Source organism: Actinomyces sp. HPA0247 (genome assembly GCA_000411415.1).
In the GTDB taxonomy this organism is placed as follows: domain Bacteria; phylum Actinomycetota; class Actinomycetes; order Actinomycetales; family Actinomycetaceae; genus Pauljensenia.
In genome coordinates this window covers 1,256,498-1,278,938 of sequence record KE150450.1, presented here as the reverse complement: position 1 = coordinate 1,278,938, position 22,441 = coordinate 1,256,498, and the positions used below count along the sequence as shown (strand labels likewise).

Here is a 22,441-nt window from a genome sequence, read left to right as displayed (position 1 = left end):
ATCCTCGGATCGCACGCGGATGCGATTGCCCTGCGCAAGGTTCCACGCGACGCGCCCACGCCGCTCAATGTCCCCAGCCGCAGTACAGACTGAAAGGACCTCGCGATGAGGAAATTTGCTCGCATCGCCATCGCTCTCGCGGCGGCCGCAGGACTGGCGGGTGCCACCCTGCCAGCCACGGCCTCGTCGGCCGCCACACCCCAGTGGACCGACCTGAAAGAAGCACCCGCCCCGGTCTCGAACCCGATGAAGGGCTTCATGCCGTGGGCGCCCGCCGCCGGCGGCAAGCCCGTGCTCGCGAAAGGATCGCTGCCGTACACGCTCGAATGGGCACCCTTCCCCGTGAACGACGTTGTCACCGGACGCGACACCTACGACTTCACGAAGGTCGATGCCATGCTCGATTCCATCGCGTCGCGCGGCCACCAAGCCGCCATCCGCTTCTACCTGGACACCCCCGGCGAAGAATCCGGCATGCCCCAGTACCTCATCGACGGAGGCACGGACAAGAGCCGCACGTACGACTTCTACGACAACGAGGAGATCTCCTTCTCCCCCAACTACGACGACCCGAACGTCCAGCAGATGTTCCTGCACTTCGTCGCGGCCCTGGGCAACAGGTACGACGGGGATCCGCGCATCGGCTACATCACCGCAGGCCTGTACGGCTTCTGGGGCGAGGAGCACACCTACCCCTACAACGGCTACGTCAACGATCAAAACCCGGATGCCATCAACTGGATGCCGTCGGACGAGTTCCGCGCCCAACTCGTCGAGGCCTGGGACGACGCCTTCGACGAGACCTTCATCCAGAACCGATACCCCACCGAGGCCACGAAGGCTCACGGCATGGGTTACTACGATGATTCCCTCGGCTACGCGACCCTGGAAGGGACCAGCTGGCACTTCATCCCCAAGCTGAAGAAGCAGGGCGAGGGTGACGCTTGGCAGCACTCCCCCATCGGCGGCGAGCTGTACCCCTCCTTCCAGGAATGCGCCTTCTCCGAGCCGCTACGCTGCCCAGACATGGAAGCGGGACGCGATTACAAGGCCCTCGAGTCGATCCAGCAGGCGCACGCCACGTGGCTCATCAATAACGATGCTTTCACGGTCGGTTACAGCGGCGACGAGCTGACGCGCGCCAAGGCCGCGAGCGCCGCCATGGGCTACACGCTGCAGGCGACCCGCACGTCGGTGACGTACAACCAGGTGAAGGCCACCGTGGTCGTGGAGATCAAGAACACGGGCGTCGCCCCGTTCTATGCGACGTGGCCGCTCGAGGTCATCCTCGTCGATGAGAATAAGAACAATGAGATCGTGGCCAGCCAGACCATCGAGTCCACTCTGCCCTCGATCCTTCCGGGCCAGACGGGGAGGGTGACCGCACGCCTGCCCATGCCTGAGAAGTACAAGTCGAACGACCCCAAACAGAAGCTCACAGCCGCGATCCGCGTTGTCAACCCGCTGCCGGGAGGCGCGCCCGTCGCCTTCGCGAACGAGGACATGAACAAGCCCCTGCCCGGCTACCTGGGCCTGGGGACGCTGACCCGGGGCCACGCGCCGAAGAACTAACAACGAGGCCGGGGCAGGGCACACGCGCCACCCGCAGGTGGGTGCGCGCCGCCCCTGCCCCGTCCATGGGCGCGGCTGCGCCTTCCGCGCCCAACATGAGAGGCCGGGACCCCACACAAGGGGCCCCGGCCTCGTCGTTATCGAACGATAGTTACGGCAGCGGCTTGACCGCGCGGTGCAGGCAGGCGATGCCGCCGGTGAGGTTGCGGTACTCGACCTCGCTCCAGCCGTTGGCGGCGATCATGCGGCCGATTTCCTCCTGGGCGGGCCACTGGCGGATCGACTCGACCAGGTAGCCGTAGGCGCCGTCGTTCGTGGAGGCGACGCGGGCGATCGCCGGCATGACGGTCGACTGGTAGACGTTGTACAGGCCGCGGAAAATGCGCGAGGGCGGCGTGGAGAACTCCAGCACCACGAGGCGGCCGCGCGGGCGCACGACGCGCGCCATCTCGCGCAGCGCGAGCTGCGGGTCCGGGATGTTGCGCAGTCCCCACGAGATGGTGACCGCATCGAAGGTGCCGTCCTCGAAGTCCAGGTCCATGGCGTTGCCGTGTACGAACTCGATCTCGGGGTGCCGCTCACGGCCGACCTCGATCATGCCTTCGGACAGGTCGCAGGCGACGACTTCGGCGCCGCCCTTGGCCAGGGAGGCCGACGACGCGCCGGTTCCGGCCGCCAAGTCGAGGATGCGTTCGCCGGGGTGCGGGGCGACCGCCTTGCGCAGGGCGGTCATCCAGACGTTGTTCAAACCGCCCGTCATCAGCGTATCCATCGCGTCGTAGCGGGAGGCGACGGAGTCGAACATCGAGGCGATCTCTTCGGGAACCTTGCTCAGGTCCGCTCGCGGGGATTCAGTCATGCGTCAATACTCGCACGTCTTCCAGCACTGTGCCGCCCCTGCTCCTACCATGGAACCCATGCACAACGACTTCGGATGCTCGCGCCTGACCTTTCGAGCGCTGGCCCTACCCCCGCAGCACCCGGGGTCTACTTGCTCACTGACGTCCTTACTTCCCGACTGCGGGGGCGCCGCCTGGCTGGGTGAGCGCCGCCAGATGATCGGCCTGGGACGGGCGCTCACGCTCGAGTCCGCGGCCCCGGGTGCGATCGCCGAGGTGCGCCGCGCGTGGGAGGCCACCCCGGCCTCGTCCCCCGCCGGCGGCGCCCCCTCCCCCGTCTTGTTCGCGTCCTTCGCGTTCCGTTCCCCCGCCCGTTCGGTCGCGTTTGTGCCCGCGCTGACTCTCATCGACGAGGCCGAGGCCCGCTGGGCGATCACGGCGGGCATCGGGGACGCCCCGGATCCGCTGACGGCCGTTGACGAGGCGCTAGCCGAGGCGAGGCCTGCCCCGCGCGTGCCGGAATCTCTGACGTTTGGACACGGGTCGATGTCGCGCGGCCAGTGGCGCGACTCGGTGCGGGCGATGGCGCAGCGCCTGCGCGAGGGGGCCGCCGACAAGGCCGTCATGGCGCGCGATATGACGGTGCGGTGCGCGCACGGCTTTGATGAGCGTTTCCTGCTCGAGCGCCTGAGCGACCTGTACCCGTCGACGTGGCGTTTCTGCGTGGATTCGCTCCTCGGCGCGTCCCCGGAGATGCTGATCGCGGCCTCGGACGGCACGGCGACCTCGCGCGTCCTGGCGGGCACGTGTAAGCCCGGCGAGGGCGAGATGCTCGCGTCGAGCGCGAAGGACCTGCGCGAGCACGACCTGGCCTCCGAGTCGGTGTCCTCGATCTTGACGCGTCTGTGTACCTCGGTGACGACTCACGGGCCGTTCCTCCTGTCGCTGCCGAACGTCGTTCACCTGGCGACGGACGTGCACGCGCGCCTGGGGTCCGCTCATCTACTGGATCTGGTGGCCGCCCTGCATCCGACGGCGGCCGTATGCGGCACCCCGCGCGACGCCGCGATGCGACTCATTGAGGAGCTGGAGGACACCGAGCGCGGCCGCTACTCGGGGCCCGTGGGCTGGGTGGACACGGCGGGCAACGGCGAGTTTGCGGTCGCGCTGCGCTGCGGGCTCACCTCGGGCACGCGCCTGCGTCTTTTCGCGGGCGCGGGCATCATGCCGGATTCCGACCCGGACGCCGAGCTGGCCGAGACCGAAGCGAAGATGCGCCCGCTCCTGGACGCCCTCGGGGTCTAAACGACCCGTCGACACGCAAAGGCCCGCCGCCCCCCCTTTTCATGCGTCTGCTCAACAGCTGAATGGGGGTCTGCCCGCACGAAGGATTCGCCGATGACGGAGCATTGCACCAGTTAGGGAGCATTACACCGGTTCCCAGCTGGTGTAATACCCAGCTAAGTGGTGTAACACCACTTAGGAACAAGCCAAAGCGTGGTCACGAAGAAAGCTAGCAAGCCATATCCTGCATCGCGCACTGTTTCCGACCTTCAAGAGCTCATCCCCACGCACGCCGGTACCCACTTCGGGTACCTCAGCGGCTTGATTGCGCCAGCGCTCCACCCGATCGGGAACATTCCACCCCATCGGGAACATTCCACCCGATCAGAACGGGTTGAATTTTCCCGATCAGGTTGAATCCCCTTCGACACAAGCCCAGATGCGGAGACCTCGCATCAACGCGCGGCACATCAGCGGCCGAAAACTGCATATATGCACCCTCGCAAGCCCACCACGCGCAAAGGCCCGCCGCCCCTTCACAGGGACAGCGGGCCTCGTCAGTGCGCGGCACTCAGGTCACGCAATACTCGAGTCACGCCGCAGCGCGCGCATACACGCAACGCGCACGCGACGCACGCAGCTCACTGGATCCGCACGGACACGTCCTGCGTGGCGCCGTCGCGCACGATCGTCATGGCGACGGTGTCGCCAGCCTTGTAGCGGCGCACGTAGCCGATGAGCTGCTTGGGGCTGGTCACTTCCTGACCTTCGACCTTGACGATGACGTCGCCGGAGCGAATGCCCGCAGCGGATGCACCGGAACCTGCGGAGACCTCCTGAACCTCGGCGCCGACGTAGGTGTCGGAGCCGACGGTCGTCGTCGCGGCCTTGACGGTCACGCCGAGCATGCCGTGGGACGCCGAGCCGGTGGCGATCAGCTGATCAGCAACAGAGACGACCAGGTCGGAGGGGATCGCGAAGCCCAGGCCGATTGAGCCGGCCTGCCCGTCGGACGAGGTGGCGAGTGACTTGATCGAGGAGTTAATGCCGATAACCGCGCCGGTCGCGTCGAAGAGCGGGCCGCCCGAGTTGCCGGGGTTGATGGAGGCGTCGATCTGGATTGCGTTCGTCACCACGAGGTCCGAGGACGCCTGGGTGCTGTTCTGCGACGAGCTGTCCTCGTCCATGGAGACCTCGACGGGACGGTTGAGGGCCGAGACGATGCCGGTCGTCACGGTGTTCGACAGGCCCAGCGGCGCGCCGATCGCCATGACGGGGGCGCCGACCTTGAGGTTCGCCGACGTCGCAAAGCGCGCGACAGTCAGGTCCGTGGGCGGGTTCTCCAGGCGGATGACGGCCAGGTCGGTGGTCTTGTCGTGGCCGACGATCGACGCGGAGTAGAGTCGCCCGTCCGCGAGGGTCACCTGGATCTGGCCGCCGCCCAGGACGGAGGAGATGACGTGGTAGTTCGTGACGATGTCTCCCTGCGCGTCGTAGATGACGCCCGAACCGGTACCACCCGACGAAGCGCCCTGGGTCTGGATCGTGACGACGGCGGGCGATACGGCGGAGGCGACGTCCGTCCAGTCCGTCCCGGAGCTGTTCGACGCGGGCACGGCCGCAACCGTTCCCCCGTTGAGGTTGGTCGGCGTGGAGGCGCGCAGCATGGCCGGGCGCGCGTAGAACACGGCGCCGAGGGTCAGGCCGATCGTCACGAGCATCGCGCAGAAGAGGGCGACCCAGCCCGGCCCTTTCTTCGTGACGATGACGGTGGGAGCAGCAGCCGTGGGAGCGGGAACCGCCTCGGGCGAGGCCGGGGCCGCGTATCCGCCGTAGGGTTCGCCCGTGGGGGCGGAGTAGGTACCGCCACCCTCGCGGGTTTCCTCGGCGGAGGGGGTGGGCATCTCGCGCGTGGCGTCCTGCGCGGGCGGCAGTTCCTGGGTGGCCGAGGGGTCCTGAGCCGTCGCACGCTGCAGATAGGTGGGAGCCGAGGCCGTGATCGCATCGCGCGACGAGTCGGCGTCGGGGGCCGGAATCTGAGACTCGTTCATGGTTTCCTCTGATGTCAGTTCGTTATCTGTCCACCAGTATGAGTCGATTCCTCAAAGGCCCACTGAAAGCGTCCTGTAAGTTTCCTGAAAACCGCTGCTCTCACAGCGAACGGGCTCCCACGACGTTCAGTTGAGGATGTCCCGGATGGCCGCGTACAGGTGTGCGCCGCGCTCGACGGGGACATGGACGAGGCGGGGGCCGGCCTGCGGGGTCTCCAGCACGCGGGCGAGCTGCGCGGGATTGTCGACGCGGGCGAAGGCCAGGCGGTATGCGGCCGCGAGCGCCTCGTAGTCCACCGTCTGGGCGACGCCGAACCACCGGTCGTAGGCCTCGGGGGTGGTGGCGCGCCCGTGTTCAAGGGTGGCGAAGATTCCGCCGCCGCGGTCGTCGGCGACGATGATGTCGAGGTGTGCCCGTGCGGCCGCTGCCAGGGCCAGGGAGGATGCGTCGTGGCAGGCCGTCAGGTCGCCCATGACGGCGGTGACGCGCTCGCTCGCAGGGACCGTGGCCCCGCCGACGCTCCCGGCGCCCACGGCGATACCGACGGCGGTCGCGATAGTGCCGTCGATGCCGGCCTGCCCGCGGTTCGAGTGAACGGCGCGTCCCTCCAACGTCGGCACGGCCAGGTCGAAGGCGCGCACGGGATTCGAGGCGCCGAGCACGAGGGGCCCGCTCGAGGAGGCGGCGACAACCCGAGCGAGGTCGAGCATGGTCCGGCCCGAACCGGCGGCGAGCAGAGATTCGATACGCTCACCTGCGTCGCGAGCGGCGTCGCGTACGCGCGACGCCCACTCGACCTGCGCGGCGTCGATGGGCCCTCGCGCGGGCTCCAGGTCGGCCACCACGACCGAGGCGTTGCCCGAGACGTCGACCCACGGGGCGTGCGGGTCGACGAGGATAACGCGCACGTCGGGTCGCGCGAGGAGCGCGTGGATGGGGCGAGACAGCGTCGGGCGGCCCGTGACGACGACGGTGTCGACCTCGCGCCCGAGGGGTGAGCACACGAGGGACTGCTCGAAGGGGGTCACTCCCCCGCCAGCCCACGCGCCCGAGGCCGGTTCGGCGAGGAGCGGGAATCCCGAGGCGCGCGACCATTCGAGGGCACGAGGCGAAGCCCCCTCACCCGCGACGATCAGCCCCGCGGTGGCAGGACCGACCACGTCCTCCCAGCGCGCGCTCACGGGGGAGGCGGCGAGCACCCGGGTCGGGCGAGGGACGAAGGAAGCCCCGGCCTCGTCCCCGGAAGCCGCTGGGGACGCGGGCGAAGCGGGCGTGAGCGGGTCGCGGAAGGCGACGTTGATCTGGACGGGCCCGGGGGTGCCCGTGGGTGCGCCGCACGCGGCGGCGACGCAGCGCGTCAGGTGTCCGACGAGCGTCGTCGAGGCCTCCTGAGGTTCCAGGTCCACCTGCGCGCGCACGTGGGTGCCGAAGAGCCGCGACTGGTCGGTCGCCTGGGACGCGCCGACGCCTCGCAGCTCGCCGGGGCGGTCGGCGCTCACAACCAGGAGCGGCAGGCGCGCGTGGGAGGCCTCGAGAACGGCGGGTGCCAGCTCTGCGACGGCTGTCCCCGAGGTGACGACGATCGCGGGCAGGGCTCCGGTGCGGGCCAAGCCGACGGCCATGAACCCGGCGCCGCGCTCATCCAGGACGGCGCGCGCGTCGCCGCTAAACGCGCCTGCCTCGAGCGCGTAGGCGAAGGGGGCGCTGCGCGATCCGGGGCAGTACAGAACGTGCGTGAGGCCCAGGGCGTCCAGGGACGCGAGGATGGCGCTGGCGGTATCGACGGAGGGCATACGCCCAGCCTACCGGCCCCCCGCCCCCAGATGCTCGGCCATCCCCTCCAGGCGCATACCCCAGCGGGAGACGAGATCACCGTCGACCGGCGTGCGGTCAATGAGTTCCTGGTCGGGTTCGCGCCGCCCCACGGGCAGGCGTCCGCGCTCGGGAATCAGGGGCTCGGTCACGTCCCCCACCAGCAGCGAGGCCGTGGCCAGGCCGGCCGCCCGGGGCACGCCGGGCACCGCGGCGGCGGCGGCGACACCGACCGACAGGCCGACGGAGGTCTCGAGGGCCGAGGAGACGACGACCCCGAGCCCGCTCTTGCGAGCCACCTTCAGCGCTGCACGCACGCCACCGAGAGGCGCCACCTTGATGATGACCACGTCGGCGGCTTCCTTGCGGGCCACCTCAAGCGGGTCTTCGGCTCGGCGGATCGACTCGTCCGCAGCGATGGGAACGTCCACCGAGCGGCGCACCTGCGCCAGCTCATCGACGGTCAGGCAAGGCTGCTCCACATACTCAATGGGAACCACGCCCGCGGCGGCAGCCATCGCGGGGATCGCGGCACGAGCCTCGTCAACCTCCCACGCACCGTTAGCGTCGAGGCGAATCATCGCCTGCCCGCCAACCGTCTCACGCAGGGCGTCGGCGACGGCGGCGATGCGCGCGCAGTCGCGACTCAGGCTCACGCCGGGTTCAGCGACCTTGATCTTCGCGGTCGCGCATCCACCCGAGGCCTTCACTCGCTCGTAGGCCTCTTCGGGGGAAATGACGGGGATCGTCACGTTGACGGGCACAAACTTGCGACGAGGCACCGGCGGGAAACGGCGCGCAGACTCAAGCGCGGCCGCCAGCCAACGGGACGACTCAGCGTCGTCGTAGTTCCAGAAGGGCGCGGCCTCTCCCCAGCCGGCATGGCCGTGCAGAAGAAGACCCTCGCGGCGCGTCACCCCGCGGAAACGCGTCGTCATCGCTACCTTGTACACCAATATGTCGTCGACGCCCTCGAGGGCGTAACGCGCTTGGCGACTCAGTGTACGCATGGGAATGCGCATGAGCGTTGGTTGCGGCGCTGCATTCATGAGGAGCCTCCTTACTTACCGGTAATATTATCGCGCAACCTTGGCTTCGCAACAACTCGATCACGCTGAAACTTGTATGCGATTGTGCAGTAAGCGCCCCAAAGTGACAGACTCCCTGACAGAGCAGAACGCCTGGCAAATACAAGAGTATGTCACGACACACGCATCAGTGACTAGTTATCTCACCATCTGCGAACACGAGGCTGCCCTTTGTTCCGATTGGTTAGGTTGCACACGCCCACCGCGTCGGAGGGCCTGGCCACCCCTTTAGTAGGGGCCGTCAGCTGGGCCCGTCGAGCCCCCTCCCGCACGCACGCGCACCGCACCGCCAGTGCCTCGTCGATTAGAATCCGAGGCATGAGTGCACTCCCCTTCGTCTCCGACACCTTCGATCCGACGCGTTGGCGCGAGGTCGAGGGTTTCGACTTCGCCGACATCACCTACCACCGCGGCATCTCGCGCGGCCCCGAGGTGGACGGCCGCCCCGAAGGCGCCGACATGCCGGTCGTGCGCATCGCCTTTGACCGCCCCGACATCCGCAACGCCTTCCGCCCCGGCACGGTCGACGAGCTGTACCGCGCGCTCGACCATGCGCGCCAGACCTCCTCGGTCGCGGCCGTGATTCTGACGGGCAACGGCCCGTCGGCGCGCGACGGCGGATACTCGTTCTGCTCGGGCGGTGACCAGCGGGTCCGAGGCCGCGACGGCTACCGCTACGAGGTTGAGGGCGCGGACCCGGAGGCGGCCACCGCCCAGCGCCGCGAGCAGATCGACCCCGCTCGCGCCGGACGCCTGCATATCCTCGAAGTTCAGCGCCTGATCCGCACGATACCGAAGGTCGTCATCGCCGCTGTTCCCGGCTGGGCAGCTGGCGGCGGGCACTCCCTCAACGTGGTCGCGGACCTGTCGGTCGCGTCCATCGAGCACGCGGCCTTCATGCAGACGGACGCGAACGTCGGTTCCTTCGACGCGGGCTACGGCTCGGCGCTGCTGGCCCGCCAGGCCGGGGATAAGAGGGCGCGCGAGATTTTCTTCCTCGCCGAGCGCTACGACGCTGAAACTGCTGAGCGCTGGGGCGTCATCAACCGCGCCGTCCCCCACGCGCAGCTGGAGGAGACGGCCCTGGAGTGGGCCGCAACCATCGCGACGAAGTCCCCGCAGGCCATCCGCATGCTGAAGTTCGCCTTCAACCTGGCCGACGACGGGCTGGCCGGTCAGCAGGTCTTCGCCGGCGAGGCCACGCGCATGGCGTACATGACGGCCGAAGCACAGGAGGGGCGCGACGCCTTCCTCGAGCATCGCGCCCCCCGCTGGGAGGATTACCCCTACTACTACTGAGTCGCTACTGCGGTTTGCTCCACTTCTGGGATGCGCCGCCGTGGCAATCCCAGACCGTCAGGCGGTTGCCGTTCGTGTAGTGGTCTCCGTCCAGCGTCAGGCACTTGCCTGAGTGCGGGTTGTAGTACTGGTTGCGCGGCGTGTAGTACCAGGTTTGGGAGGGCGCGCCGTTGCAGTCCCAGAGGTGGGTGTAGGTCCCGTTCTCGGTGCCCTGGTATTCGAGGTCGACGCACTTACCCATGACGGAGAGCGTGTTGCCGTCGTAGGTGACGCGCTGGGCGGGAACCGAGGCGCAGTCGTAGAGCTGGATGGGCGTCCCGTTGGCGGATGCTCCCTCTCGAACGTCCATGCACTTTTGCCCCTGGTTCACGACGTTGCCGTTGCCGGCCGTGTTCTGTCCCATGTAGAGCACGTCCCAGGCGTGGAGGTTGTCGACGTCGATATCGACGTAGTTGCCTGTCTCGTCGGTGCCGAGCCGCGAGGGCAGGGCGACGGCTCGCGTCCCGCGCTCGGTGTCCGGGGTGACCTTGTAGACGGTGCCCGGCGTGGGCGAGTCACCGTAGTGGTAGCGCACGGTGAAGGACCCCGTGTCGCTCACCGAATTGCCGGGGTCACGCCAGAATTCATCGTTGCCAAGCAGGTTAATCAGGTGGATGACGTCCATCCCGCCCGATCGCATGACGCGGGCGTAGATCGTGTTTTTCAGGCCGTTGCGCGACACGTTGTATCCGGGGATCTCCACGATCGAGTCGTCGAGGGGGCGCAGGGTCGGCCCGTAGAACAGCTCCTCGTAGCCGGTGGTGACGTCGTAGTAGCGGGTGATCCACTGCGTCAGTTCCTCGTCCATCCACTTGGTGCGGTCCGGGAAGTAAGCGGCGGCAATCATGCGGTCGCCCTGCCCCATCTCGATGTGGCTGGCGCCGTTGGCCGCGAGCGCCGCATCGAAGAGCTGGACGGAGGGGGTGGAGAAGGAGTTGATGTGCAGCTCGTCGAGGTTGATGTACCCGTAGTCGCCCTCGTCGACGCTGATCGTGACGGTGTGGTCACCCTGGGTGAGATACGCCCAGGTGCCTCCCTCAATGTTCCAGTGGTCCCAGTCCTGCGTGAGGCCAAGAAGGACGTTGCGCGAGACGACGCGCCCGTCGACGGAGAAGGTTCGCGCCGCCATGTCTCCCGTGGCGTTGGACCACCGGGGGACGAGGCCGTAGTTGCGCGAGGCGTCCACGTGGACGCGGAAGGTCACGGAGTCTCCACGCTCACCGAAGTGGTCGATGAATCCCGTGCCTGAGTAATCGCGGTGATCGGTGGCCACCTGCACGCCCGTGCGCGTCGCGGTCGATGCTTCGGCCTCGTACCCGGGGCCGTTGTTCCACTTGTTGTTGACGTATCCGGCGACGACGGCGGGCTTGTTCCCTGACAGGATGCGCTGTTGCTGGAGGTAGTTTTGCACTTCCTCGTAGCGTTCGTGGGAGTCCCACATTTCCGTGTACTCGTAGGTCGCTGCCCCTGCGGCCATGTGGTCCATGCCGAAGCCGTCGACCGCGTTCATTCCGACGGGTTTCCCGGTGGCGTCAGCCGTCTGATCGATGAGCGTGCCGAAGGCTTTGGGCAGATCGACCGGTACGCCTCCGGTTGTCGCCATGCCTCCCTGGTGATCCTCGCTGTGCCCCCAGTCGCCGAGCTGGTCGAGGTGGGTTCCGTCGAACCCGATGTCTTCGCTCTGGTGGACGTACTGGGAGACGATGTGCGAGCGCCACGCAGGGTTGGATGGGTCCATGATCCACAGGGTGGAGTCCGGACGATTCGCCAGCATTTCGAAGGACCAGGGAGCCCCACTCGAGCGGTAGGTCAGCCGCCAGTCGGGGCTCACCCCGTAGGATTCGTAGCCGTTGAGCGCCGCGTAGCTCATGGAGTACGGGTAGGCCTCGACGGAACGCCACTGGGCGGCATGAATGAGGCCCGTAATGGTGTCTCGCGACATTTCCTCCCCGCCCCACGAGGACCAGGTAGGGGCGACGCCGTTTCCGTCGTAGGGAACCGGTGCCTCGTGGCGGTACATCCAGTCGTAGAACTGCAGGGCATTGATGTGGTACTTCTGGGCGAGGTCGTCGACGGCTCTCTGCTGGTCCGCTCCGCTCATGCCCTGGGGATAGGAGTCCAGGAACCCGAAGCGCAGGTAGCGATACGGGTCGGAGGACACGTCCAGCGCAGTCTCACCCTGCGCGCCGTTGTCCGAGTCGGCTTCGATGACGTAGCCGGTGTAGTCACGGTCGGGGGCGCTGAACTCCCAGGATGCGCGCCCGTATCCGTCGACGGGCCGATCGTCCGAGGCCATGACCTGTTCGCCCAGGTGCATGAGGCGGAATCGGACGTGTGATGCGCCGGTGACCTGGGCGGTCACATCGACGCTCTGGTTGGGCAGGTATCGGGCGTTTTCTGTCCAGACGCGCGTGATCTGCGCCTGGGCGTGCGCCGGCGTCACCATCCCGATGATTCCGGCAGCGGTCGCCGCTGCCGTCGCGACGATCGCTATTTTCGCGGGTAATACTCGCGATTTCATGGTGTGTTCCTTTTCAAGACATCGTTGTCTGCCCCGCGCGTGGGTCGGGCGAGGACGGAGCACAAATGGCCTCCGTCGAGCGCGCGTGCTGCGTGCGCGCGTCGAGGCGTCGTCTCCTTCGTCGGTGACGAGGCCTATGAAGACCCCCGGGGCCATCGGTGCCGGCCCCGGGGGAATCGTCATGTGGAGTTAGCGAATGTAGACTCGGGCCTCCCATTCTCCGAGGCTCTCCGGGATGCCCCGGTCCTCCTCGGGCAGGTCGCGGTTGGATAGGAGGAGCTCTCCGGTGATCTCACGTGCCGCCTCGCCGAGGGAGGCGGGCTGGGAGGAGAGGTTGACGAGGACCGTTGCCACGGCCTCGCCGAGGGTGCGGCGATAGGCGAAGATCGCGGGCGAGGGAGTGTCGATGCGCTCGAACGCACCGGCCGCGATGACGGGCAGCCCGTGTCGGATGTCCGCGAGCGCGCGGTAGTAGGCGTACACGGAAGACGGGTCGCCGACCTGGGAGGCGGCGTTGATCTCCCGATAGTTGGGGGTGACGCCGATCCACGGGGTGCCCTGCGTGAAGCCGGCGTTCTCGCTTCCGTCCCACTGGACCGGGGTGCGCGCGTTGTCGCGGCCGGTGAAGGCCAGCCCCTTCAGGACCGACTCGGGGCTCTCCCCCGCCTCCACCGCCTCGCGGTAGTAGCGCAGCGCCTCGACATCTCGGTAGTCCTCGATGCCACCGAAGACGCTGTTCGTCATGCCAAGTTCCTCGCCCTGGTACACGTAGGGCGTGCCGCGCAGCATGTGCAGGGCCGTCGCCAGGGCGGTGGCCGACTCGTAGCGCCACTCCTCGTCACCGAAGCGACTGACGGCGCGCGGCTGGTCGTGATTGTCCAGGTAGAGGCTGTTCCAGCCGACCTCGCCCTGGGCCTCCTGCCAGGCGCTCAGGCAGTCGGCGAGCTCGCCGGGGCGCAGCGGGCGCGGGTGGAACTTCCCCGCTTCGAGGCCGAGGTCGACGTGGTCGAATTGGAACACCATGTCGAGCTCGCGCCGCGCCGGGTCCGTGAACAGCAGGACGTTGTCGCGGCGCACGCCCGGGCACTCGCCGACCGTCATGGTACCGCTGCGGCCATCGAAGACCTCGCGGCGCATTTGCGCGAGATATTCGTGCAGGTGGGGACCCTCGGAAAAGTGCGGGAAGCCCTCGCCCCACGCGCGCCCGGGGTAGACGACGCCGTCGGGCAGACCCGGATCCTTCGAGATCAGGTTGATGACGTCCATGCGGAAACCGTCAACGCCGCGGTCGAGCCACCAGTTCATCATCTCGTAGACGGCCGCGCGAACCTGCGGGTTCTCCCAGTTCAGGTCGGGCTGCTTCTTGTGGAAGAGGTGCAGGTAATACTGTCCCGTGGCCTCGTCCCACGCCCAGGCCGATCCGGAGAAGAAGGACCCCCAGTTGTTGGGCTCAGCTCCGGCCTCGCCGCCCACGAACCCGGGGCGGGGGTCGCGCCAGATGTACCAGTCGCGCTTCGGGTTCTCCCGCGAGGAACGCGACTCGACGAACCACGGGTTCTCGTCCGAGGAGTGGTTGACGACCAGGTCCATGACGAGGCGCATGCCCCGCTCGTGGACGCCCTCCAGCAGGCGGTCGAAGTCCGACAGAGTGCCGAACATCGGGTCGATGTCGTAGTAGTCGGCGATGTCGTAGCCGTTGTCGGCCTGCGGGGAGGCATAGATCGGAGAGAGCCACAGGACGTCCACGCCGAGGGCCTGCAGGTAGTCGAGCTTGGAGCGGATCCCCTCGAGATCGCCGAAGCCGTCACCGTTCGAATCCTTGAAGGAGCGCGGATAGATCTGGTAGACGACCGCGCCCTTCCACCACTCGTCGGCCCCCAGGCCGTTGCCGTGGGGGTGTAGCGCATCGTTACAGAAGAACATGGAGCACCTGCCATACGTTGAGGTCGGGGAGGGAAACAACGGCCTGGCCGTCGACGATTTGCACGTCCAGGGGGATGAGCGTCGAGCCCGCGTCGGGATCCGCTGCCGACACGCGCGGCACGCGCCCGAACAGGGGTTTCAGACGCAGCGTACCGCCTCGCAGCGCGATCGCCGGGCGGTGGGGACCGTCCCACACCGTGTCGGACTGGCCCACCAGGTTGATGAGGTGGACGACCAACGCGTCCCCGGCACGGGTGACGCGCCGCCACACGCACCCGGGGGCGGCCTCCCAGCACACGGGGGCCTCGTCGAAGGACACGTCGATGTCCGCGTTGTATGCACCCACGTACGAGGCCGTCACGTCGACGATGCTCGGGTCCACGAGGATCTCGTCGTTTTCGACGAGGAAGTCGTACCAGCTGGCGAGCATGTCGAGGGTCTCGTCCTCGGCGGGCATGTTGCGCACGTAGTACGGGTCGACGAGGAGGTGGCCGTCCTCTCCGGCGAGGAGCTGGGTGGCGCCGTGCGAGAAGAGCGTCGCCATCGTGAGCCGCGTGGACGCGTCGCCCACGTCGCGGGCGGCCTTGTCGTAGATGGACTGGTAGGCCGCCAGGACGACCGGCTTCCCGCCCCCGACGAGGCGGGCCCTCGTCGCCACGCGAGCCAGAGCCTCGTACGTGGTGACAGGTTCCCAGGGCTCGATGTAGACCGCGTCCTGCGGGGCGCTCGGCGAAGACCAGGTCGGGAAGTCGTTGACGTTGTTGAACACGAGGGTCGCGCCGGGCACCGCCTCGCGCACGCCTCGGATGAGGGTGTCGAAGGAGGAGGCGACGTCGACGATCTCCCCGTCGGGGCGGACGGCCGCCTTCGGGTAGCCGTACTGGTCGAGATGGAAGCCGTCGAAGCCGACCTCGCGCGCGGCCGCCGCAACGTCTGCCGCGAAGTGGGCGAGCCAGCGCGGGTGCGCGGGATCGACGATGCGCAGGAAGTCGGCGAGCGAGTACGGCTCCCCCACTGGATCCAGCAGGGCCGTATCCTCCCACTGCTCCCATTCGTCATTGCCGACGCCATACACGGCCGCGTAGCCAATCGACCGCGTGCCCACCGCCCGCAGCGCCTCGATGAGGGCGCGCACGGTCGCGAGCGAAATCGGCTGATCGAGGGCGTCGAGGTACTCCTCTCCCCCACCCAGAAGGTCCGCGTGCCGATACGCCCAGTCGTAGAACTGAATCCCGGTCAGGTGCAGGCGACGCGCGAAACGGGCCACGGCCCGGGCGTCCTTTCCCGGACGAAAGGACGCGACGAAACCGTAGCGCAGTCGGTCCGACGCCGATGCGCACACCTGGAGAGCGCTCGACGCGCCGGTCGCCGGCTGGGCGACGCCGTACCCGCCGACGCTCAGTTCTCCCAGATCGACGAGGCCGGGGCGCTCGCAGGGGACCTCGCGCACGACCTCGCCCAGATGGGTGACGACGAGGTCGCCGGGATGGGAGGCCTCGACGCGGACGGCCTGCCCGGGCAGATAGACGGATTGGGTGGGGAGGAGCAAGGGAATCATCCTTTCACGGCTCCTGCGGTCAGGCCCGCGACGAAGTGACGTTGGAAGACCAGGTACACAACGATGACGGGGAGGATCGCGATGAGGGACGCGGCAAACACGAGCCCCCACTGCGTGGAGTTTTGCCCGTGGAACAGCTGAATAGCGATCGGGAGAGTGCGTTTCGTTTCCGTCGAAATGACCGTGAGGGCCCACGCGAACTCGTCCCAGGTGGCCAGGAAGGTGAAGATAACGGTCGTCGCGAGCGCGGGCCGGGCCAGCGGCATCGCGAGGCGCCAGTAGCGGGTCCACACGTTCGCACCGTCGACCTCCATGGCCTCGTCGAGCTCACGCGGGATCCCCTCGAAGAAACTGCGCAGCAGGAACGTGTTAAGCGCCAGGTTTCCCGACACGTAGAACAGCACGAGGGCCCACAGGTTATCGATGAGGTGCAGCTGCTTGGTGAGCACGAACTGCGGGATGATGAGCATCATCGAGGGGATCATGAGGCCGAGGAGGAGGGCCCGGAAAAACCACTCCTTGCCCGGGAAATCGAATCGCGCGAACGCGTAGGCCATCATCGAGGAGAGCCACACGGCCAGCACCGTCGAGGTCACGGACACGAACGCCGAATTCAGGGCGTAGCGGGAAAAATCCTGCGTCGTCCACGCCTGCACGAAGTTGTCGACCGTGCCCGGGTCCGGAATGAACTTCGGGGGCGTCTCCAGGACATAGGCCTGCGGCTTGAAGGCCGTCGACACCATGTAGGCGAAGGGCAGGATCATGACGATCGCACCGACCGTCAGGACGACGAAGCGCAGCGACGTTCCGGCGGCGTGCATCGTTTTGCGTGACGTGCTCATGCTCCCGCCCTTTCGTCGTCGCGGTTCAACACCTTGAGCTGAACAATCGAAATGATGAACACGAGGATCGTCAGGACGACCGCGATCGCCGAGCCGTACCCGAAGTTCAAGTCGGAGAACGCCAGACGATACATGTAGGTGAGCAGCACCTCGGTCTGGCCGTTGGGCCCACCCTTCGTCATGAGCAGCACCGACGTGAAGACGTTGAGTCCGCCGATCACCAGCATCACGATGACGAAGACGGTGGCCGGCCAGATCGCCGGCACGGTCACGGCCTTGAAGCGCTGCCACCAGTTCGCCCCATCGACGAGGGCAGCCTCCTCCAGCTCCTTGGGCACCCCCTGGAGGGCGGCGAGGAAGATCATCATCGACCAGCCGATGCCCTTCCACACCCCCAGCGCGCAGATCGCGATCATCGCCGTCCAACGGTTCGACAGCCACGACGTGTCCCCCGCGCCCAGGTGGGCGGTCCCCAGCATGTAGTTAATGAGCCCCTGGTCGGCGAACAGGTACTTGAAGAGCAGCGACACAACCACCCAGGACGTGACCACGGGCAGGTAGTAGAGCACCCGGAACAGGGGCTGGAGCGGCGCCTTCGAGCGCAGCAGCATCGCAACGGCGAGGCCGAGGATGATCTGCGGGGGCACCGTCAGCACCATGTAGATCCCAGAGTTACCCAGACCCGTCCAAAACGATGGGTCATGGAAGGCCTTCACGTAATTGTCCAGGCCCACAAAGTCCGAGTTCGAGCCCTTCACGATGTTCCAGTCGTAAAAGCTCATCTGCCCCGAACGCACCATGGGGTACAGGACGCACAGGGCGAACAGGATCATTCCCGGTGCCAAGAACAGGTAGGGGGCCACCGGGTTCCTCCGGGAGGAACGCCGACGCGCGCGAGGCGCCACGGCCTCGTCCGCGGTGGGGGTGCTCATGAGGAGTCCTTTCCCGGGCCCAGCCCCGCGCGCGTGGGGGCCGGGCCCGGTTGCAGGAGCGACGCCAGGTTACTTGGCGGCGCTCAGGAGCGGGTCAATCTGCTGTGCGGCCTTCGTCAGGGCTTCCTTGACGGTCACCTTGCCTTCGAAGGCGGGGGTCAGCTCGGTCTTGAGGATCTCGTCGACCTTCCCGGAATCGGGGATGGACAGGCGAGACTTCGCGGTCTTGAGCTGCTCGGAGAAGATCTTTGTACCCGGCGTCGCCTCGGCCTCCTCGGCCGCGTACTCGGCGACGACCGTCATCTGGCCGGCCTTGCTCATCGGCAGCTGGAACTCGCGCGACTGGGTGAACTCGAGGAACTTGTACGAGGCCTCGAGATTCTTGGTCTGCTCCGTGATGACGATGGACTCGCCGCCGACGACCGAGATCGATCCGCCCTCACCGGCGGGGACCTTGGAGTAGGTGGGCTTGAAGTCCGGGTAGGAGCCCGCCCAGATCTGGTCCATCCACGGGCCGTCGAGGATCGTCGCGTACTCGCCGTTCGGCATGCCGTCCTGCGTCTTGGTCGCGCCCTCGTTGCCGATGATCGCGTTGGGGATCTGCCCCTCCTTGTACAGGTCGACGAGGAACTGGACGCCGGCCACGGACTTATCGGAGTCCAGGTAGCCCGAGGCCTTCGTCTGGTCGGGGTCGGAAATGTCGCCGCCCGCGCTCCAGATCCACGGCATGATGTTCCACTGCGAGATGTCGCCGTCTGCGAACGCGTAGACCGATCCGCCCGCGTCCTTGGCCTTGGTGGCGAGATCCTTGAGTTCGTCGAAGGTCTCAGGCGCCTTGTCGACGCCGAGCTTCGACAGGGCATCGGGGTTGGAGATGAGCACGCGCGTGTTCGTATCCAGGGGCAGGCCGTAGTGGTGGCCGTTGTACAGAGTCGTGCCCAGCAGGCCCGGATAGACCTTGGCCGCGAGCGCGTCATAGTTCGGCATGTTTCCATCGAGCTGCTTGAGGACGCCCAGCTTGGCGAACTGAGCGTTCCAACCGAGGTCGGTACGGATCAGGTCGGGCAGCTCTCCGGCCGCGGCGCCGGTCGTGAGCTTCTGCTTGAGGCCGTCGTAGGGCATATCGACGTACTTGATGGTGATTCCGGGGTTTGCCTTCTCGAAGGCGGGGATGATTTCCTTCTCCAGCGCGTCCTTCTGCGCACTGTTGGAGCCCGCGCCGTACGTGCCCCACAGGGTCAGTTCGACGGTCGAGGAGCCGGATCCGGAGTCGGAGGACGATGACTGGTCGGCAGTGTTACCGCCACAGGCTGCGAGCATCGAGGCCGCAGCGAAAAGGGTGACACCGACGGTGAGGAGACGCTTCTGCTTCATTGCACTGTGATCTTTCTCGTGATCGCGACCACCTTTGGCCGCTTGGAGGTAATTTCACCACGCAAAATTAGTCTTGTCAATACGCTAGGCAAATTTGAGATTCACGTGTAATCTTTTTTTCACCAGAAAGGAATGGTCATGACCTGGCAGCCCAAAGACGAGCTCGCTTCTGCGGTCGCGCTCGAAGTCCTCATCCACGGCCCGCTCGGCCGCGCTGAACTGGCCCGACGCCTCGGCCTGGCCCCCGCGACGCTCACACGCATCTCGACGGAGCTCATCGCCTCGGGCCTCCTCGCCGAGGTTCCCGAAGCGACCCAGCGCACCTCCGGTCGCCCGACCATCCCCCTCGACGTCGTCCCCTCCTCGCACTACTTCCTGGGCATCAAGCTGACGGATAGCGCACTCGACGCCACCGTCATCGACCTGAAGGCGACTCCGCGCGATTCCTACCGAGTCCCCCTCGACTCCCTCACGCCCGTCCGCGTCGTCCGGGCGATCGCGGACCTGGCCCACCGTGCCCGCTCGGCCTACCACATCGACGCGATCGGCATCGCTGTCGGCGGCATCGTGAACGCCGACGGCACCGTCGAGTCGGCCCCCTTCCTCAAGTGGCACGACGTCCCGCTCGCTTCCCTCGTATCCGAGGCGACCCACCTGCCTGCCTTCGTCGCAAACGACCTGTCCGCCTACACGCAGATTCAGCACTGGTTCGGGTCGGGCACCGGCCACTCCAACTTCGCGGTCATCACGGTCGGCGTGGGCGTGGGCTACGGGTGCGTCGCGAACGGGGCGCGCCTGGAGAACGAGGACTCGGGCATCGGCCTCGTCGGGCACTGGCCGTTGGACCCCCTGGGCCCCATCTGCTCCCAGGGGCACCGGGGTTGCGCCGAAGCCATGCTGACGACCCCCGCGATCTGTCGGGACGCGTCAGCCGCCGTCGGCCGCCGCCTCGAGTGGAGCGACGTCATCACTCTCGCTTCTGAGAAGCACCCCGCTGTCGAGGCGATTTTGGCGGCGTCGGGGCGTGCTCTCGGCAGGCTCATTGGCCTGGTGGCGTCGTTGACAGCACCCGAGCTCGTGATCATCGGCGGCGAGGGCGTCGCTCTCGCATCCCTGAGCGGCGATGCCGTCCGGGAGGGCATCGGCGAAGTGCGCGACCCGCGAGCCACCTCGATTCGCGTCACCCTCTCCGACGGCTCCAACGAGGCGTGGTCTCGTGGTGCCGGGGTCATTGCGTTGCAGGGCTACATCGCGGCCCGAGCCGCGTAGTCGGCACCGTGCGGCGTTGGTGTTGCTGCAGCGGCAGGTCTGACGCGTCGGCTGCTTGCTTCCTGTTGTCTGCCGTCTACTGTCTGCTACCTTCTGCCTGCCGCCCCTGTCTGCCGCCTGTTGCCTTGGCCGACCGCTGTCTGCTACCTGCGGCCTGCCGACTGTTGCCCTGGCCGACCGCCATCTGCCGCCCACTGTCTGCCGCCTGTTGCCTTGGCCGACCGCTGTCTGCTACCTGCGGCCTTCCATCTGCTGCCCTAGTCGACCGCTGCCTTCCGTCTGCCGACCGCTGTCTACCGCCTGTTGCCTGTTGCCTGCCGACTGTTGCCCGCCGCCTTGGCCGACCGCATCTGCCACCTGTTACCTGCCGCCTGTTGCCTTGGCCGACCGCCATCTGCCGCACCAGCCGAGCGCCGGACCAGCCCACCCGCAACTACACGCACGCCGCCACCGGTTCGGCCCATCGACGCGACTATCGGCATCGCTCCGGCGCCCCTGAGCGACATCCCCCCACAATTTCGCATGCAATTCCCTGAGGGCTCACACCCGCGACGACCCACAAACCGCAGAATTTCAACGATCTGAGTTCATATTTTGAAATACACTCAGGGGAATTGCATGCGAAATTTCTCCCCGCCTGATGAGAGGCGACCACAAGGATGGAGGGGTCTGGGTTTTTCGGACCGTTTGTTTTGAGAGGGTTGTTCTGAGTAGTCCCGGCTGCTTGTGGCCGGGCAGAATGGATGACCATGAGGAAGTTCTCGAAGCACACGCCTGAGCAGATTGTCGTGAAGCTGGAGAAGGCCGAAGCGTTGCGAGGTGAGGGCATGAGTACGGCCCAGGCCTGCCGCGTGCTGGGTATCAGTGAGGCGACGTTGTGCCGGTGGCGTCAGCGTTATGGGTCAATGAATCGTAGTGAGGCCAAGGAACTGCGTGAGTTGCGTGAGCAAAACGCGCGCCTCAAACAGTTGCTGGGCCAAGCAGAGCTGGAGAAGGCAGCGTTGCGAGAGCTGGCGGAGGGAAACTTCTAAGCCCGGCGCGCAGGCACGAGGCTGTGAGCTACCTGGTTGGCCAGGGGTTTTCTCAGCGCCTTGCATGCCGCGTTGCCGGGCTGTCCCGGTCAGCGTATTGCCGGGCCCGCGCGGCGGGCGGGGCGAAAACGCTGCGTGATCATGGGCCTGTGCGCCAGTGGATGAACGATTTTGCCGCCACGCATCGACGCTGGGGCTATAAACGCGCCTGGGCGCGGGCCAAGAGCGAGGGCATTGTCGTGGGGCGTGATACGTTCCGGCGCTTGTGGCGCACCGAAGGACTGCGCGTGCGCCCGCGCAAAGCCCCCAAGCCCCGCACTGCGCCGCGCCTCCAGCGCCTGGTCAAGGCTAGCGCGCCGGGGCAGGTGTGGGCCATTGATTTCCAGTTCGATTCGGACTGGAGGGGACGCGTGTTCAAGGTCTGTAACCTCATCGATGAGTTCACGCGCCAGCACCTGGCTTTCCGCGTCGAGCGGCGTATGGGAGCCGCCGACGTGATCGAAATGCTTGACCTGGCTGCCCTAACCCATGGGGCACCCCAGGTGCTGCGCGCCGATAACGGGCCCGAATTCATCGCCGCCGCCATGGGGCGCTGGGCCAACGAGCACAACACGCTCCAAGCGTTCATCCCGCCGGGCCAACCCTGGCATAACGGGTTCGTGGAATCCTTGCACAACCGGATGCGTGATGAACTCCTGGAGGACAACATGTTCGAAGGGCTTGACCACGCGCGCGCACTAATCGGCGCCTGGTCCCACCGCTACAATGAAGAGCACCCCCACAGCGCGCTGGACTGGCTCTCACCCAACCAATACGCGCGCCAATGGGCACAACACCACCAATAACAACCAACAACCCTCAAAACACCCGGTCCACAAAACCAGACCAGGCCAAGGACAGTGAAGGCACAGACAGACGCTCATCATGAGTAGCCTCAGCAGTATCTCCGGTACAAAACTCTCCCAGCACACCCACACCAGCAGCCCAACCGGTACAAAACTCTCCC

The 22,441-nt window shown here is 66.8% G+C and carries 16 protein-coding genes; 6 read left to right on the top strand and 10 right to left on the bottom strand.

What is annotated here, in order from left to right:
• Window positions 1-105: 105 nt before the first annotated feature.
• Window positions 106-1,572: a DUF4832 domain-containing protein gene (locus HMPREF1478_RS05095; protein ID WP_016461015.1), complete on the top strand. Its 1,467-nt coding sequence runs from the start codon at window positions 106-108 to the stop codon at window positions 1,570-1,572.
• A 151-nt stretch (window positions 1,573-1,723) separates the two neighbouring features.
• Here HMPREF1478_RS05095 and HMPREF1478_RS05090 read toward each other — a convergent pair whose 3' ends face one another.
• Window positions 1,724-2,431 (bottom strand): class I SAM-dependent methyltransferase, encoded by a 708-nt coding sequence (locus tag HMPREF1478_RS05090; protein ID WP_016461014.1) that lies wholly within the window; start codon window positions 2,429-2,431, stop codon window positions 1,724-1,726.
• Window positions 2,432-2,489: 58 nt separating this feature from the next.
• Between HMPREF1478_RS05090 and HMPREF1478_RS05085 the strand changes: the two genes are divergently transcribed.
• Complete coding sequence (locus tag HMPREF1478_RS05085) at window positions 2,490-3,716, top strand: isochorismate synthase (RefSeq protein WP_016461013.1); 1,227 nt, start codon at window positions 2,490-2,492, stop codon at window positions 3,714-3,716.
• A 620-nt stretch (window positions 3,717-4,336) separates the two neighbouring features.
• Here the strand turns inward: HMPREF1478_RS05085 and HMPREF1478_RS05080 are convergent.
• The 3 genes from HMPREF1478_RS05080 to HMPREF1478_RS05070 form a co-directional block, all read right to left on the bottom strand.
• Complete coding sequence (locus HMPREF1478_RS05080) at window positions 4,337-5,746, bottom strand: S1C family serine protease (RefSeq protein WP_016461012.1); 1,410 nt, start codon at window positions 5,744-5,746, stop codon at window positions 4,337-4,339.
• A gap of 126 nt (window positions 5,747-5,872) precedes the next feature.
• Complete coding sequence (menD, locus tag HMPREF1478_RS05075) at window positions 5,873-7,540, bottom strand: 2-succinyl-5-enolpyruvyl-6-hydroxy-3-cyclohexene-1-carboxylic-acid synthase (RefSeq protein WP_016461011.1); 1,668 nt, start codon at window positions 7,538-7,540, stop codon at window positions 5,873-5,875.
• Window positions 7,541-7,549: 9 nt separating this feature from the next.
• Entirely contained in the window at window positions 7,550-8,608 is a 1,059-nt protein-coding gene (locus HMPREF1478_RS05070; protein ID WP_016461010.1) for an o-succinylbenzoate synthase, read from the bottom strand.
• A 357-nt stretch (window positions 8,609-8,965) separates the two neighbouring features.
• Here HMPREF1478_RS05070 and HMPREF1478_RS05065 point away from each other — a divergent pair, with 357 nt between their 5' ends.
• Entirely contained in the window at window positions 8,966-9,946 is a 981-nt protein-coding gene (locus HMPREF1478_RS05065) for a 1,4-dihydroxy-2-naphthoyl-CoA synthase (RefSeq protein WP_034474981.1), read from the top strand.
• A 4-nt stretch (window positions 9,947-9,950) separates the two neighbouring features.
• Here HMPREF1478_RS05065 and HMPREF1478_RS05060 read toward each other — a convergent pair whose 3' ends face one another.
• The 6 genes from HMPREF1478_RS05060 to HMPREF1478_RS05035 form a co-directional block, all read right to left on the bottom strand.
• The gene (locus HMPREF1478_RS05060) at window positions 9,951-12,506 is read right to left on the bottom strand and encodes a glycoside hydrolase family 66 protein (protein WP_016461008.1); all 2,556 of its coding nucleotides are present in this window, start codon (window positions 12,504-12,506) and stop codon (window positions 9,951-9,953) included.
• Between the two features lie 189 nt (window positions 12,507-12,695).
• On the bottom strand, window positions 12,696-14,429 hold the full coding sequence (locus HMPREF1478_RS05055; protein ID WP_016461007.1) for an alpha-glucosidase: 1,734 nt from the start codon (window positions 14,427-14,429) through the stop codon (window positions 12,696-12,698).
• On the bottom strand, window positions 14,416-15,987 hold the full coding sequence (locus HMPREF1478_RS05050; protein WP_016461006.1) for a glycoside hydrolase family 66 protein: 1,572 nt from the start codon (window positions 15,985-15,987) through the stop codon (window positions 14,416-14,418). Before HMPREF1478_RS05050 ends, HMPREF1478_RS05055 begins: the two co-directional genes overlap by 14 nt.
• Window positions 15,984-16,829, bottom strand: coding sequence for a carbohydrate ABC transporter permease (locus HMPREF1478_RS05045; RefSeq protein ID WP_016461005.1), 846 nt, complete (start codon window positions 16,827-16,829; stop codon window positions 15,984-15,986). The genes HMPREF1478_RS05050 and HMPREF1478_RS05045 overlap by 4 nt, the downstream gene beginning before the upstream one ends.
• On the bottom strand, window positions 16,826-17,761 hold the full coding sequence (locus HMPREF1478_RS05040; protein ID WP_016461004.1) for a carbohydrate ABC transporter permease: 936 nt from the start codon (window positions 17,759-17,761) through the stop codon (window positions 16,826-16,828). The genes HMPREF1478_RS05045 and HMPREF1478_RS05040 overlap by 4 nt, the downstream gene beginning before the upstream one ends.
• 69 nt (window positions 17,762-17,830) lie before the next feature.
• Window positions 17,831-19,135: an extracellular solute-binding protein gene (locus HMPREF1478_RS05035; RefSeq protein ID WP_016461003.1), complete on the bottom strand. Its 1,305-nt coding sequence runs from the start codon at window positions 19,133-19,135 to the stop codon at window positions 17,831-17,833.
• Window positions 19,136-19,273: 138 nt separating this feature from the next.
• Here HMPREF1478_RS05035 and HMPREF1478_RS05030 point away from each other — a divergent pair, with 138 nt between their 5' ends.
• From HMPREF1478_RS05030 to HMPREF1478_RS05020, 3 genes are all read left to right on the top strand, one after another.
• Window positions 19,274-20,404, top strand: coding sequence for an ROK family transcriptional regulator (locus HMPREF1478_RS05030; RefSeq protein WP_016461002.1), 1,131 nt, complete (start codon window positions 19,274-19,276; stop codon window positions 20,402-20,404).
• 749 nt (window positions 20,405-21,153) lie between these two features.
• On the top strand, window positions 21,154-21,435 hold the full coding sequence (locus tag HMPREF1478_RS05025) for a transposase (RefSeq protein WP_016460308.1): 282 nt from the start codon (window positions 21,154-21,156) through the stop codon (window positions 21,433-21,435).
• A gap of 23 nt (window positions 21,436-21,458) precedes the next feature.
• A complete protein-coding gene (locus HMPREF1478_RS05020; RefSeq protein WP_016460307.1) occupies window positions 21,459-22,280 on the top strand; it encodes an IS3 family transposase in 822 nt (273 codons plus the stop codon).
• Window positions 22,281-22,441: the final 161 nt, after the last annotated feature.

Bases quoted from the DNA above. Each gene is read 5' to 3' on its own strand.
- HMPREF1478_RS05095 (WP_016461015.1), top strand. From the start codon at position 106: ATGAGGAAATTTGCTCGCATCGCCATCGCTCTCGCGGCGGCCGCAGGA.
- HMPREF1478_RS05090 (WP_016461014.1), bottom strand. From the start codon at position 2,431: ATGACTGAATCCCCGCGAGCGGACCTGAGCAAGGTTCCCGAAGAGATC.
- HMPREF1478_RS05085 (WP_016461013.1), top strand. From the start codon at position 2,490: ATGCACAACGACTTCGGATGCTCGCGCCTGACCTTTCGAGCGCTGGCC.
- HMPREF1478_RS05080 (WP_016461012.1), bottom strand. From the start codon at position 5,746: ATGAACGAGTCTCAGATTCCGGCCCCCGACGCCGACTCGTCGCGCGAT.
- menD (WP_016461011.1), bottom strand. From the start codon at position 7,540: ATGCCCTCCGTCGATACCGCCAGCGCCATCCTCGCGTCCCTGGACGCC.
- HMPREF1478_RS05070 (WP_016461010.1), bottom strand. From the start codon at position 8,608: ATGAATGCAGCGCCGCAACCAACGCTCATGCGCATTCCCATGCGTACA.
- HMPREF1478_RS05065 (WP_034474981.1), top strand. From the start codon at position 8,966: ATGAGTGCACTCCCCTTCGTCTCCGACACCTTCGATCCGACGCGTTGG.
- HMPREF1478_RS05060 (WP_016461008.1), bottom strand. From the start codon at position 12,506: ATGAAATCGCGAGTATTACCCGCGAAAATAGCGATCGTCGCGACGGCA.
- HMPREF1478_RS05055 (WP_016461007.1), bottom strand. From the start codon at position 14,429: ATGTTCTTCTGTAACGATGCGCTACACCCCCACGGCAACGGCCTGGGG.
- HMPREF1478_RS05050 (WP_016461006.1), bottom strand. From the start codon at position 15,987: ATGATTCCCTTGCTCCTCCCCACCCAATCCGTCTATCTGCCCGGGCAG.
- HMPREF1478_RS05045 (WP_016461005.1), bottom strand. From the start codon at position 16,829: ATGAGCACGTCACGCAAAACGATGCACGCCGCCGGAACGTCGCTGCGC.
- HMPREF1478_RS05040 (WP_016461004.1), bottom strand. From the start codon at position 17,761: ATGAGCACCCCCACCGCGGACGAGGCCGTGGCGCCTCGCGCGCGTCGG.
- HMPREF1478_RS05035 (WP_016461003.1), bottom strand. From the start codon at position 19,135: ATGAAGCAGAAGCGTCTCCTCACCGTCGGTGTCACCCTTTTCGCTGCG.
- HMPREF1478_RS05030 (WP_016461002.1), top strand. From the start codon at position 19,274: ATGACCTGGCAGCCCAAAGACGAGCTCGCTTCTGCGGTCGCGCTCGAA.
- HMPREF1478_RS05025 (WP_016460308.1), top strand. From the start codon at position 21,154: ATGAGGAAGTTCTCGAAGCACACGCCTGAGCAGATTGTCGTGAAGCTG.